This window comes from Fulvimarina manganoxydans, from assembly GCF_900176465.1.
GTDB lineage: Bacteria > Pseudomonadota > Alphaproteobacteria > Rhizobiales > Rhizobiaceae > Fulvimarina > Fulvimarina manganoxydans.
Genome location: NZ_FWXR01000013.1, coordinates 1 through 13,710 on the forward strand (window position 1 = coordinate 1; position 13,710 = coordinate 13,710).

The window sequence follows — 13,710 nt, forward strand, 5'->3', positions numbered from 1 at the left end:
CTCCCACGGGCTTGGTGTCCCAAAGGTGCATCGGTCTTCCATCCGCCACCGCACTTGCCACTACAGCTTCAAATACGGCATTTGGGAAGTTACAAAGGTGCCCGAAGGGCGGATGAGGGGGATATCTTCAGCGATATCAGGGTTTTCGCCGATCGGCATCTCTCCTGTAAAAGCCGCGGCCGCCCCCTCATCGCCTGCCGGCACTTCTCCCCACGGGGGAGAAGCCGAAGCGTCCAAGGACGGGTCTTAACCGTCAGCGAGACAATGTGTGAATCTCGTAGGTCCCCATACCGAGAATTCAGTGCGGCGTTCTAACCGACTGGAATAATGCATGAATTTTATTCTGAACCGTTTTTGGGCGGCGCCAAGTCTGGATTCTCGGCACGGCGGCCGAGAATGACGAAGCGTCGAAGTTGTCGGCTCCACAATCAGGTCGCCGCCCGCGTTCAAGCGGAGTGTCATGTACTCTGAATCGGGATCGCCATTCCGCTCCAAGTGTTTGTTTTGACGCATGATATGAGCCAAAAAGTCGAACAACCTTTTGGCGTCCACCTTTACCCAGCCGCCGCCTCGATCGGGTCGAGAACGTCGCGGATCTTCACGGCAAGCTGCTCGATGCTGAAGGGCTTCTGGATGAGATGGGTGCCGGGATCGAGCACGCCGTTATGGACGATGGCGTTGCGGGTGAAGCCGGTGGTGAACAGCACCTTGAGCCCCGGGCGCCGCTGAAGCGCGAGCTTGGCGAGTTCCCCGCCCGTCATGCCCGGCATGACGACGTCGGTGAAGAGAAGGTCGATGTCGTCGCGCTCTTCAATGATCTTGAGGCCGGCCGCCCCGTTCGGCGCCTGCAACACGGTGTAGCCAAGCTCGATCAAGGCTTCGACCGAAAAGGCGCGGACCCGCTCGTCGTCCTCGACCACGAGCACCACATCCTCGCTCATCCCGCGTGGTGCGGTCTCGGTGACGGTGCTCGGCCTGTTCGCGGTCTCCTCGCCGTAATAACGCGGGAGATAGATCTTGATCGTCGTGCCCTGGCCGATCTCCGAATAGATCTTCACATGGCCGCCGGACTGGCGAACGAAGCCGAAGACCTGGCTGAGGCCGAGCCCCGTGCCCTTGCCGACGGCTTTCGTGGTGAAGAACGGGTCGAAGGCCTTGGCGAGAACCTCCTCGCTCATGCCCGAGCCTGTGTCGGTCAGAGCGATCAGCACATATTGGCCCGGCTTGGTGGCATTCTCCTGGGCATAGGCGTCGTCGAGATGGGCGTTCGCCGTCTCGATGGTCAGCTGTCCGCCCTCCGCCATCGCGTCGCGGGCATTGACGGCGAGATTGAGGACGGCCTGTTCCAGCTGGACGGCGTCGGCATGGGTCTTCCACAGACCGGCGGCGAGCACGGTCTCGACGACGATCTGCTCGCCGATCGTGCGGGTGAGGATCTCGCTCATCCCGGCGACCATGCGGTTCGGATCGATGACCTCCGGCGAGAGCGGCTGGCGCCGGGAGAAGGCGAGGAGCCGATGGGTGAGGGCAGCCGCCTTGTTGGCGCTGTCGCGCGCCGCCTCGATATAGCGCTCCACATCGGTTTCGCCGCGCTTCAGCCGCCGTTCCAGAAGGTTGAGGCCGCCGAGAATCACCGCGAGCATATTGTTGAAGTCGTGGGCGATGCCGCCGGTCAGTTGGCCGACCGCCTCCATCTTCTGGGCCTGGCGCAACTCCTCCTCGGCCTGCATCAAGGCGGCGGTGCGCTCTTTAACGGCCCTTTCCAATTCTTCGCGTGAGCGTGCCAGCACCTCCCGCGCGTCGACGATCTCCTGAATGTCGGTGCAGGTGCCGAACCAGCGCGTAACGGCACCTTGCTCGTCCCGCACCGCCTGGGCACGGCCGAGCACCCAGCGATAGTGGCCGGATCGGTGCCGCAGCCGATATTCGATGTGATAGGGCTCGCCGGTCTGAAGACAGTGTTCCCACACGGCCCAGGCCCGATCCTGGTCGTCGGGATGGAACATGCCGTTCCACTCCTCGCCATCGGTCGAGCCCTCGGGCACCCCGGTAAAGTCATACCAGCGCTGATTGTAATAGTCGTGATAGCCGTCCGGCCGCGTCGACCAGATCATTTGATCGATCGAGTCGACGATCGCCTGGAACCGCTCCTCGCTCGCCCGTAGAGCGTTTTCGGCTTCCACCCGGTCGGAAATGTCGATCGAGATGCCGGGAAAGCGCAAGGGCGTCCCGTCGGGGGCAAGTGTACAGCGCCCCTGGGCCGAAACCCAGCGCAGGCTGCCATCGGCTTGCGTCAGCCGGTATTCCTCGGCGAAACGTTCGCCGGTCTTCAAGGCATGCTCGATCGCCTCCCTTACACGGGGAAGATCGTCCGGATGAATGCCGCTGAAGAAGTCCTTGACCGAACTGCCCTTCGCGGCGAGCTCCGGGTCGACGCCATAGAGCCGGGCGAAACGGGCGTCGGAGGTGATCTTGTCGTTGACGACGTCCCAATCCCAGGTGCCGATACTGTTGACCGCACCGAGCGCGTATTCGAGCCGTTCCTCGCTGGCGCGCAAGGCTCGTTCGGCATTGAGCCGCGCGGTCGTCTCGTTGCCCTGGTTGAAGATGCCGAGAACCTCTGCGCCGGTCTGGTCGAAAAGCGGCGTGAAATCATAGTCCCAGCGGGTGTTCTGGACCCGCCCGCCGCGCTGCATGGGCAGCATCTGATCCTTGACGCTGAACCCCTCGCCACTGGTCAAGACATTTGTCAGCTGGGACTCGATCACATGCCAGATATCGGCCCAGACCTCGCGCGCGGGGCGTCCGAGCGCCCAGGGGTGCTTTTCACCGGCGATCGGCGCCCAGGCGTCGTTATAGAGGAGGCGAAGCTCCGACCCCCAATAGATCGCGGTCGGAATTTGGGTGTTGAGGCAGAGATTGAGCGCCATTTTGAGGGTCGGAGGCCAGGATGTGGTCGGGCCCAAGGCGGTTGCCGACCAATCCATCGCCCGCATGCGTTCGCCGAGCTCACCCCCGCCGGCAAGGAACTGCTTGTCCATGAAACTCATCCTGGCCTGAGGCGAAGGGTTTTAGAGCGAGCGTCGATTTCGTCCACTCCTGTTATCATCGCCTTCCCCATATCCGATTAACGGCTCTCGCCACCTGCTGCGACAGGGTGCCCGAGATGCGCGGAGGTGTGTTCGGGATGACGAGCGGCCCCGGCTTCGTCTATGTCTGTCGCCCGAAAGGCTCGGCCGCAGGGCACGAGGTGAGCTGCTTCGAGGCGTCGTCGCGCGTGCCCCGGTCGGGATGTCGTGCCTGAGATTGGGGACCGATCATCACCTTTGCCGCACCATCGGGCTCCGCGAACGCCGCCCTTATGCGCCTCCTGCCCTTCGCGATCGCCAGCCTTTTGGCGCTTCCCGTCGCGGTGGGGCTGACGGGCGTCGTCCTCCCCGCCTTCGGCTATCTCCCGGCCCTTGGCGGTGAGACGCTGTCCCTCGCGCCCTTTCGCGCGCTCCTCGCGCAGCCCTCGCTCCTGACCTCCCTCGCTCTGTCGCTGACGGCGGGGCTTGTGACGACACTAATCTCCGTCCTGGCCGTGGCGCTGTTTTTGGCCGCCTTTTCCGGCACGCGGCTCCTTGCGCGAACGCGGCGCGTTCTTGGGCCGCTTCTCGCCATTCCCCATGCGGCGGCCGCTTTCGGACTCGCCTTCCTGATCGCCCCGTCCGGCCTTTTCTTTCGTCTCGCCGCGGGACCGTTGGGGCTCGATGCGCCCCCCGACCTCCTCATCGTCGGGGATCCCTTCGCGCTCTCCTTGATGGCGGGGTTGATCGTCAAGGAAATCCCCTTCCTCCTTCTCGTCGCCTTCGCGGCGCTTCCCCAGGCCGATCCCGCACGGCGCCTGATGGTCGCCCGTTCCCTCGGCTATGGACGGGTGGCGGGCTTTCTCTTTGCGGTTTGGCCGGCGGTCTATCGCCAGATCCGCCTGCCGGTTCTCGCGGTTGCCGCCTATGCCTCCTCGGTGGTCGACGTGGCACTCATTCTCGGACCCTCCGTGCCGCCGCCGCTTGCCGTCCGACTTTTGACCTGGATGGGCGATCCGGACCTCTCCATGCGCTTTCTCGCCTCGGCCGGCGCGCTCTGCCAGCTGGCGGTCACGGCCCTTGTGCTTCTTCTTTGGATCATGCTCGAACGCGCCGGCCGCCGGCTCTGCGAGACGGCGGCGCAGGGCGGGAAGCGGCTGAGCCGGGATCGCGCCGCCCGTTCGCTCGCCGGACTGCCCGTCCTCACGTCGACCCTTGCCCTGACGCTCGGCCTCCTCATGCTGGGCCTCTGGTCTTTCGCCGGCTTCTGGCGTTTTCCCGACATTCTGCCGCCGAGCCTCAGTGTGCGAAGCTGGGAGCGGGCGATGGGGCGGATCGACGAGCCGCTTCTGACCACCTTCATCGTGGCGATCGCGGCTGCTGTCATAGCCCTCATTCTGGTGGCGGCCATGCTGGAGGGCGTCCGCCTTTCGCGGCCGCGACTGGCCGGCGAGCGTCCGGTCCTGCCGGCTCTCATCGCCGGCCTTCTCTATCTGCCGCTGATCGTGCCGCAGATCGCCTTCGTCTTCGGCCTGCAGATCTTCGCGCTCGTTCTCGACCTCGAACCGTCCCCCGGCCTGTTGATCGCGGTTCATCTGATCTTCGTCGTGCCCTATGTGGCGCTGGCGCTCGCGGGCCCCTGGTTCGCCCTCGATCCGCGTTTCGAGGCGGTGGCGGCAAGCCTCGGCCATCGTCGGATCGCTGCCCTTTCGCGCATCCGACTGCCGATGCTTCTCGGCCCCATCCTCACCGCGCTCGCCATCGGCTTCGCCGTTTCGGTCGGCCAATATCTGCCGACGCTCCTCATCGGCGCCGGGCGCCTGCCGACCATCACCACGGAGGCGGTGGCGCTCGCCTCGGGCGGCGACCGGCGCGTGATCGGGGTTTATGCGCTCTTGCAGACGCTCCTGCCGGCGCTGGTCTTTCTCATGGCAACGCTTCTGCCCGGCTTGGCATTTCGCAAACGGCGCGCCATGAGGGGCGCATGACGTCTCTTCCCGGCCTTCATCTCGACGCCGTCGCGATCTTTCTCGGCGATCGCCGGCTCCTCAGCCTCGATCGCGCGATCGCGCCGGGCGAGACCTTAAGCGTCATGGGACCATCCGGCTCGGGGAAATCGACGCTCTTTGCCTTCATCGCCGGCTTTCTCGATCCGGCCTTTCGGGCTGAAGGGCGGGTCCTCCTGGCCGGTGAGCCGATTTCGGACCGCCCACCCGAAGCCCGCCATGTGGGGCTTCTGTTCCAGGATGCGCTGCTCTTTCCCCATATGTCCGTGGGCGGCAATCTCCTGTTCGCCGTTCCGAGCCACGTGAAGGGCCGGGCCGAACGCCGGAGCCGGGCCGAGGCGATGCTGGGGCGGGTGGGGCTCGCAGGCGACTTCGAGGCCGATCCGGCAACGCTTTCGGGCGGCCAGGCCGCCCGCGTGGCGCTCGCTCGAACGCTCATTGCCGAGCCCCGCGCCCTGCTTCTCGACGAACCGTTTTCGCGCCTCGATGCGCCCTTGCGGCGTTCGATGCGCGATCTCGTCTTCGGGCTCGTCGCCGAGCGGCGGATACCCGGCCTTCTCGTCACCCACGACCGGGAGGATGCGGAGGCCGCCGGTGGCCCGATCGTCGAACTCGGCGCCTGCGGCGAGGAGATGTCGGCGTGACGGCCGCTTCCCCGCTTCCCACCCTGCCGGTCTCGGCCGTCCTTCCCGATCTGGCGCAAGCGCTGGAGAAGGCCCAGGCCGCTGTCCTCGTCGCCCCGCCCGGCGCCGGCAAGACGACGCTCGCGCCGCTCCATCTTCTGAACGCCTCCTTCATGGGGGACGGCAAGATCATTCTCGTCGAGCCGCGGCGCCTCGCCGCGCGCGCCTCGGCCCGGCGCATGGCCGAGATCCTTGGCGAGAGCATCAGTGAGACGGTCGGCTGGCGCATGCGGCTCGACACCAAGGTCTCCGCCCGCACGCGGATCGAGGTCGTTACCGAAGGCGTGTTCTCGCGGATGATCCTGTCCGACCCGGAGCTTTCCGGCATCTCCCTCGTCATCTTCGACGAGTTTCACGAGCGCTCCCTCGATGGCGATTTTAGTCTGGCGCTTTGCCTCGACGTGCAAGGGGCCTTGCGGGAGGATTTGCGCATCCTCGTCATGTCGGCGACGATCGACGGGGCGCGGGTCGCCGCGCTTCTGAAGGGCGCGCCCGTCATCGAAAGCGAAGGACGCGCCTTTCCGGTCGAGATCCGCCATCGCGACCGGGCCGGAACCGAGGCGATCGAGGATGCGATGGCCGCCGCGATCCGAGAGGCCCTGGCGGAGGAGACGGGCTCGATCCTTGCCTTCCTGCCGGGCCAGCGGGAAATCCTGCGCGTCGCCGAACGGCTGGAGGGCCGCGTTCCGGCGGGCGTCGTCGTCGCCCCGCTCTATGGCGCCATGGAGGGCGCGGCCCAGGATCTCGCGGTTCGTCCCGCCCCCCAAGGCACCCGAAAGATCGTGCTGGCGACGTCGATCGCCGAGACCTCGCTGACGATCGACGGCGTGCGCGTGGTCATCGATTCCGGCCTCTCGCGCCAGCCGGTCTTCGAGCCGGCGACAGGGCTGTCGCGCCTTTCCACCGTCCTCGTCTCGAAGGCCTCCGCCGATCAGCGCGCGGGCCGCGCGGGGCGCACGCAGGCCGGCGTCGCGATCCGGCTCTGGCGGGCCGAACAGACGGCCGCGCTCGCCCCCTTCGATCCGCCGGAAATTCTCGCCGCCGATCTCTCGGGCCTCGTTCTCGACTGCGCCGCCTGGGGCCTTGCCGATCCTTCGGAACTCGCCTTTCTCGATCCCCCGCCGGAGCCGGCCGTCACGGAAGCCCGGCGGCTGCTCGTCTCGCTCGCAGCGCTCGGGGAAGACGGACGGCTGACGGAGATGGGCGAGGCGATGCGGGCGATGCCCTTGCCGCCGCGCCTGGCCCGCATGGTCGTCTCGGCTCCCGGTGAAGCCCGTCTTGATGCGGCGCGTCTCGCCGTCCTGATGACCGAGCGGGGCCTCGGCGGCAACGATACCGATCTTGCCGAGCGCCTGCGCCGCTTTCGCGCCGAGCGCTCGCCACGTGCGAAGGGCGCCGACGGTCTGGCGCGTCGGCTGGCCGAGACCGCAGGGCGCGCCAGTATCGAACCCGATATGATTGCTGCCGAATACCCGCAAGATATCGGCGCGCTCCTCGCGCTCGCCTTTCCCGATCGCATCGCGATCCGGCGCGGGGCCGAGGGCGGTTTCGTGATGACCAATGGACGGGGCGGGCGGCTTGATCCCGCCGATCGTCTGGCCGGCGAACGCGCCCTCGTCGTCGCCGATCTTCAAGGCGAGGCCCGGGCGGCGCGCATTCTCTCCGCCGCCGCCTTGTCGGCCGACGCTCTCTCGGCCTATGTCGATCGCGACGGGCTCATCGAGGATGTCGCTCAGTTCGATAAGGCGGCAAAGGCGGTGCGCGCGCGGCGCGTCGAGCGGCTCGGCCGGATCGTTCTCTCCGAAGCCCCCTTGCCCAATCCGACGGGAGAGGCGGCGACCAAGGCCCTGATGGCGGGGATCGGCGAACTCGGCATGGGGAGACTGCCCTTCGACAAGGAGGGCGAGCGCCTGTTGCGGCGCCTGCGCTTTCTCGCCAAGGCCGATCCCGACATCTGGCCCGATCTCTCGGACGAAACCTTGCTCGCCGACCTTGACGATTGGCTCGCGCCCTTCGTGCCGGGCGCCACATCACTCGCCGACATCTCCGAGGGGGCATTGCGCCAGGCGCTTCATGCCCTGGTGCCCGCCCCCCTTCAAGGCCGGCTCGACGACTTGGCGCCAACGCATTTCCATGCGCCTTCGGGAAGTCACGTGCCGATCCGCTATGACGAGGACCAGCCGGTTCTGTCCATCCGCGTTCAGGAGCTGTTCGGCCTGACGGCCCATCCGGCGATCGCAGGCGGGCGCCTGCCGCTGACGCTCGAGCTTTTATCGCCCGCCTATCGCCCGATCCAGATCACCCGCGATCTGCCGGGCTTCTGGGCCGGCTCCTGGGCCGATGTGCGCGCCGATCTTCGCGGTCGCTATCCCAAACACGAATGGCCGGAAGACCCGGCCAGTGCGGCAGCGACCGCACGGGCCAAGCCGCGCAAGGGGTAAAGAACAGCTCGGCTCATTCTGGCCAAAGGACACACCGACCTGGCACGACGCCCTATTGGAAGCGACCGGCTCGCTGCAAGACTTCGGTCTTGTAGCCGTCGGGGTCCTCGATGAAGAAGAAGCGCCCGAGCGTCTGCCCGTTATGGGTGATCTCCTTGATGTCCTTCGGCGAGAGGCCCACCGATGACATCCGCGCATGTTCGGCGTCGAGATCGTCGACCGAGACCGCCATATGGCCATAGCCATTGCCGAGATCGTAAGGCTCGCTCGTGCCCTTGTTGACCGTCAGCTCAAGCTCGTGGGTCGCTTCCGCATTGGCGAGATAGATGAGGATGAAGCCGTCGAATTCGAAGCGATCGGCGATCTTCAGGCCGAACGCCTTGTCGTAGAATTCGACCGATCGCGCCTCGTCGAGAACGCGGATCATGGTGTGGATGAGTTTGGCCACGAAAGCTCCTTGCTGTGATTGCGGATGACGCTGTGCGCCCCGGACGTCACATGAAGCGCTCCAATTCGCGCATCAAGGCGCGGCGTTCGCGTTTGCCGTGGATTTGGTGAGTGACGACGCTGGCAGGCACGACGCGGACCCGGTCGGGTGTCTCACGCACCACATCAAAGCGGCGGCGGGCGCCGACCGGCAGATATTCCGGCCCGTAGAGCGCAAGGACCGTCAATTCGAAGGATTGCACGTCGTCGGCCGCGATCTCCTCGGAGCCTTCGGCAAGCTGCTGGATCAAGGCGTCGAAATGGCCGGCATCGAGATAGTGGCCGGTGTCGAGACTGCCCTGGCGCATGGCCGATCGCGGATCGGTGCCGAGATCGTCGGGGAGATCGCGCAGATCGGTCAGCTGCACCTTGCAGGAGCGCTCGCCATCGGACAGATCGGCGATCAGGCTCGACACATAGATCGGCTCGCGGCTCATATTGGTGATTAGGCAGCGCGCGGCGAGCCCCTGGCCGGCGCCCCGCGTGATGAGGATCGAGGAGCTGCGCTGGCGCCGATAGCCGTTGAGAAGAAGCTGAAGATAGACCACCCAGACAAGCAGCATACCCGTATTGATGGCGACGTTGAGGATGTCCGTATGGGACGACAGGAATTCGAGCATCCCGCTTGGCTCCGTTCGATCGACCGATGTCGAGGACAAGATGGCCGTGGCGCTTCGGGCCCGGCTCGTCTTGGGAATGCCGCAGGAGGACGGATGATCCATTTCGATCGTTCGTCGACCGAATTCCAGCGCTGGCGCGGGGCTTATCTTGAAGACCGTCCCGCGCTTGCGACGTCGTTACGGATGGCGCTCAGGCGGCCTGGCGCATCGAGGCGGGGCGGATGGCCTTGCCGTCCTCGTCGAAGAGGCGAAGGGCTTCGGCCCGCGCTTCGAGCTTGACCGTCTCGCCGCGTTTGACGTTCGAGCTGCCATTGAGCTTGGCGACGAGCGGCTCGTCCCCGCCCTGGCCGAGATCGACATAAAGAAGCGTGACCTCGCCTAAATGCTCGACCAGCGTGACCTCGCCGATGAAGGGCGCGGTCTCGCCGGAGGCGATCGAGAGGTCTTCGGGGCGCACGCCGAGATGGCCTCGGCCTTCCTGACCCGCTTCGATGGCAAAGGGGAGGGCGACCGAATTGCCACCGGGCAGCTTGGCATGGGTGCCGCCCTCGCCGCGCGACAGGGTCGCCGGCAGGATGTTCATGGCTGGCGAACCGATGAAGCGGGCGACGAAAAGATTGTCGGGGCTTTCATAGAGTTCGATGGGCGAGCCGACCTGTTCCACATGGCCCTTGTTGAGGACGACGATCTTGTCGGCGAGCGTCATCGCCTCGACCTGATCATGGGTCACGTAGATCATGGTCGTGTCCGACATCTTCTCGTGAAGCCGGGCGATCTCGATCCGCGTCGCGACGCGCAGGGCGGCGTCGAGATTGGAGAGCGGCTCGTCGAAGAGGAACACCTTCGGGTCGCGCGTGATCGCCCGGCCAATGGCCACGCGCTGGCGCTGGCCGCCGGAGAGCGCCTTAGGCAGACGGTCGAGATAGGGCTCGATCTGCAGGATGCGGGCGGCCTCGCGCACGCGCTTCTCGACCTCCGACTTGTCGGCGCTTTTGTCGAGCTTCAGGCCGAAGGCCATGTTCTCATAGACGGTCATATGCGGATAAAGGGCATAGGACTGGAAGACCATGGCGATCCCCCGTTCCTTGGGGCTCATGGAATTGACGACCTTGCCGTCGATCTCCAGCGTTCCGCCGGTGATGTCTTCAAGGCCGGCAATGACGCGCAGAAGCGTCGACTTCCCGCAGCCCGACGGCCCGACGAAGACGATGAATTCGCCCTGGCCGATGTCGAGATCGATGCCATGGAGCACCTTGACCGCACCATAGGCCTTTTCGACCTTTGTCAGCTTCACGCTGGCCATCCTCGATCCTCCCGTTTCGAAATCCCTGGAATCATCTCGTCTCGTAGCTGCGTGGGGTCAGCGAAGACGCCCAATGAAGCCGTCATGGCCCTGCAAGGCGATCCGTCCACCTTCGGCCCGCCCGCCAAAAAGGCCGCTTTCCGAATCTTGCGCGTTCAGGCCGTCCGGCAGGTCGAAGACCGTGGGCTCCTCGGACAGATTGAAGGCGCAGAGCCAGCGCTCGCCCTCATAGTCGCGCTCCATCGCCAACACGTCTCGCCCGGCGTCGAGGAACCGCAGCGAGCCTTTGACAAGCGCCGGTGTCCGGCGCCGAAACGCGATCAGCCGGCGATAGAAATTGAGGAGCGAATCCGGCGCGTCTTCGAGCTCGGAAACAGCGCGCTGCAGATGCTCGGTCGGGACGGGAAGCCAGGGCTCGGCTTCGGAAAAGCCGCCATTGCGGTTGTCCTTGGTCCAGACCATCGGTGTGCGGCAGCCGTCGCGGGTCTTGACGTCCGGCCAGAGCGCGATGCCGGATGGGTCGACCATCTTTTCGCGCGGAATATCGGCTTCGGTGAGGCCGAGCTCCTCGCCCTGATAGATGCAGACCGAACCGCGCAGGGTCATGAGAATGCCGGCCGCCAGTTTCAGGACGTCGTCCGGCCGGTCATAGCCTTCGGTCCAGCGTGAGCCGTGGCGAACCACGTCGTGATTGGAGAACGCCCAGCAGGCCCAGCCATCGGGACCGGTCGCATCGAAACGCTCGATCACGCCGCGGATCGTCTCCGGCTTCGGGATGGCACCCGACAGGAATTCGAAGGCGTAGCACATATGCAGCTTGTCGCCGCCGGAGGTGTACTCGCCCATCAGCTCGATGCCTGTGGTGCGCTCGCCGATCTCGCCGACGGCGACCGCGCCATACGCGTCGAGCATGGCGCGCATCTCTTTCAGGAAGCCGAGATTGTCCGGCCGGTTGCGGTCGTAGATGTGGTGCTGAAAATTGTAGGCGTCCGAGCGCGGCGTATAGATCTCCGACCGCATCGATCCCGGCAGCGGCGGATTGTCCCTCAACTGCGCGTCATGAAAGTAGAAATTCGCCGTATCGAGCCGGAAACCGTCGACGCCGCGCTCCAGCCAGAAGCGCATTTCGCCCAACAGGGCTGCTCGGACATCCGGATTGTGGAAGTTGAGATCCGGCTGTTCGATCAGGAAGTTGTGGAAGTAATATTGGCGCCGCCGCGAGCTCCAGCGCCAGGCCGGGCCGGAAAAGACCGACAGCCAGTTGTTGGGCGGCGTGCCGTCCTCTTTCGGATCGGCCCAGACATACCAGTCGGCCTTCGGGTTGTCGCGGCTCTGCCGGCTTTCCTCGAACCAGGGATGCTGGTCGGAGGAATGGGAGATCACCTGGTCGATGATGACCTTGAGGCAAAGGCGATGGGCCTTTTCCACCAAGGCGTCGAAATCGGCCAATGTCCCGAAGATCGGATCGACGTCGGTATAGTTCGCGACGTCGTAGCCGAAATCCTTCATGGGAGAAGTGAAAAAGGGTGAAATCCAGATCGCGTCGACGCCGAGAGAGGCGACGTGATCGAGGCGTTGGGTGATCCCTTTCAGATCGCCGACGCCGTCGCCATTGGTGTCCTGATAGGAGCGCGGATAGATATGATAGATCACCGCGCCGCGCCACCAGTCGGGATCGACGCTCGGCCCCATGGCGGCGTTCGGATCGGCGGTCGTTCGTTTAAGGTCGTCCATCAAAGGGCAGTCTCGAATGCGGGATGATAATGGATTTCGCCGGTTGGCGCCGGCGGCGTGATGACGAGGCGCTGCACATAATCCTCTGGCAGGCCGCGATAGGTGAGGCCGGCGCGATTCTCAAAGCCAAAGCGGGCGTAATAGGCCGGATCACCGATAAGGACGCAGCCTCGCGCGCCCATTTTACGGAGCCGGGCGAGGCCATCGCACACCAGGGCCGTGCCTATGCCTTCGCGCTGGCGGTCCGGCCACACCGAAAGGGGGCCAAGGCCGTACCAGCCCGCCTCGCCGCTCTCGATCGAAACGGGCGAAAAGGCGATATGGCCGAGGATCGGCTCATACCCGTCCGCCCCGTCCTCGCAGGCGACGAGCGACAGGCTGAGTGCGTCCGCCGCCCGCAAGGCGTCGATGATCGCGGCCTCCGTGCCGCTGGCATGGGGCGCTGCCTCGAAGGCGGCGTGAATCAATGCCCGGATGGCGTCGGCATCGCCTTCGGCCTCCACACGGATCGCGGCGGCGGGCGTTCGTGTCGCGGCAAGGCTCATCCCTTGACGCCGCCCGCCGTCAGGCCCGACACGATCTTGCGCTGGAAGATCAGCACCAGAACGATCAGCGGCACGGTGACGATGACCGAGGCCGCCATGATCGTGCCCCAGGGAATCTCCTGTTCCGAAGCACCCGATAGAAGCGCGATGGCGACCGGCACGGTCCGCGTGTCGTTATTGGCGACGAAGGTCAGCGCGAAGAGGAACTCGTTCCAGGCGGCGATGAAGGCAAGAAGTCCCGTCGTCACCAGCGCCGGCCACATCAGCGGTAGGAAGATCTTCATGACGATGACGAAGGGCGAAGCCCCGTCGACGATCGCCGCCTCCTCGATCTCGACCGGCAGGTCGCGCATGAAGGTGGTCAGCACCCAGACCGTGAAGGGCAGAGTGAAGATCATATAGGCAAAGATCAGCGAGAAGAGCGAGTTGTAGAGGCCCATCCAGCGAACCATCTCGAAGAGACCCGCCAGAACCGCGATCTGCGGAAACATCGAGACGGCGAGAATGGTCAGGAGCAGGAGCCCCCGGCCGCGAAAATTGATGCGCGACAGAGCATAGGCCGCCGTGACCGCCAAAAACAGCGAGATGACGACGACGGTCACGGCGACGATCACCGAATTCAGGATGTTCAGCGGAAAGACGCCGTTGGTCAGGACGTTGGTATAATTGGCCAACGAGAAGTCGACCGGAATGTAATTGATCCGGAAGAGCGCCGTTCCCGATTTCAAGCTTGTCAGGATCGCATAATAGAACGGAAAGACCGAGAACAGGACGATAAAGACAACGAGGGCATAGAAGCCGGTCTTCTTGACGGCGGTCGGCAT

The 13,710-nt window shown here is 65.1% G+C and carries 10 protein-coding genes; 3 read left to right on the top strand and 7 right to left on the bottom strand.

What is annotated here, in order from left to right:
• Positions 1–554: 554 nt before the first annotated feature.
• A complete protein-coding gene (locus tag B9A15_RS13975; RefSeq protein WP_084410818.1) occupies positions 555–3,041 on the bottom strand; it encodes a hybrid sensor histidine kinase/response regulator in 2,487 nt (828 codons plus the stop codon).
• Positions 3,042–3,361: 320 nt separating this feature from the next.
• Between B9A15_RS13975 and B9A15_RS13980 the strand changes: the two genes are divergently transcribed.
• The 3 genes from B9A15_RS13980 to hrpB are packed head-to-tail and all read left to right on the top strand — an operon-like array spanning position 3,362 to position 8,198.
• A complete protein-coding gene (locus B9A15_RS13980; protein WP_084410820.1) occupies positions 3,362–5,056 on the top strand; it encodes an ABC transporter permease in 1,695 nt (564 codons plus the stop codon).
• A complete protein-coding gene (locus B9A15_RS13985) occupies positions 5,053–5,718 on the top strand; it encodes an ATP-binding cassette domain-containing protein (protein ID WP_084410822.1) in 666 nt (221 codons plus the stop codon). The genes B9A15_RS13980 and B9A15_RS13985 overlap by 4 nt, the downstream gene beginning before the upstream one ends.
• On the top strand, positions 5,715–8,198 hold the full coding sequence (gene hrpB / locus B9A15_RS13990) for an ATP-dependent helicase HrpB (RefSeq protein ID WP_084410824.1): 2,484 nt from the start codon (positions 5,715–5,717) through the stop codon (positions 8,196–8,198). The genes B9A15_RS13985 and hrpB overlap by 4 nt, the downstream gene beginning before the upstream one ends.
• Positions 8,199–8,250: 52 nt before the next feature.
• Here the strand turns inward: hrpB and B9A15_RS13995 are convergent, their stop codons facing one another.
• The 6 genes from B9A15_RS13995 to B9A15_RS14020 form a co-directional block, all read right to left on the bottom strand.
• The gene (locus B9A15_RS13995) at positions 8,251–8,646 is read right to left on the bottom strand and encodes a VOC family protein (RefSeq protein ID WP_084410826.1); all 396 of its coding nucleotides are present in this window, start codon (positions 8,644–8,646) and stop codon (positions 8,251–8,253) included.
• 46 nt (positions 8,647–8,692) lie between these two features.
• Positions 8,693–9,406, bottom strand: a complete 714-nt coding sequence (locus B9A15_RS14000) for a hypothetical protein (protein WP_244556961.1) — start codon at positions 9,404–9,406, stop codon at positions 8,693–8,695.
• An 88-nt stretch (positions 9,407–9,494) separates the two neighbouring features.
• The gene (locus B9A15_RS14005) at positions 9,495–10,607 is read right to left on the bottom strand and encodes an ABC transporter ATP-binding protein (RefSeq protein WP_084410828.1); all 1,113 of its coding nucleotides are present in this window, start codon (positions 10,605–10,607) and stop codon (positions 9,495–9,497) included.
• Positions 10,608–10,664: 57 nt separating this feature from the next.
• Positions 10,665–12,341 (bottom strand): alpha-glucosidase family protein, encoded by a 1,677-nt coding sequence (locus B9A15_RS14010; protein ID WP_084410830.1) that lies wholly within the window; start codon positions 12,339–12,341, stop codon positions 10,665–10,667.
• Positions 12,341–12,886, bottom strand: a complete 546-nt coding sequence (locus B9A15_RS14015; protein ID WP_084410832.1) for a GNAT family N-acetyltransferase — start codon at positions 12,884–12,886, stop codon at positions 12,341–12,343. Before B9A15_RS14015 ends, B9A15_RS14010 begins: the two co-directional genes overlap by 1 nt.
• Positions 12,883–13,710 (bottom strand): carbohydrate ABC transporter permease, encoded by an 828-nt coding sequence (locus tag B9A15_RS14020; protein ID WP_084410834.1) that lies wholly within the window; start codon positions 13,708–13,710, stop codon positions 12,883–12,885. The genes B9A15_RS14015 and B9A15_RS14020 overlap by 4 nt, the downstream gene beginning before the upstream one ends.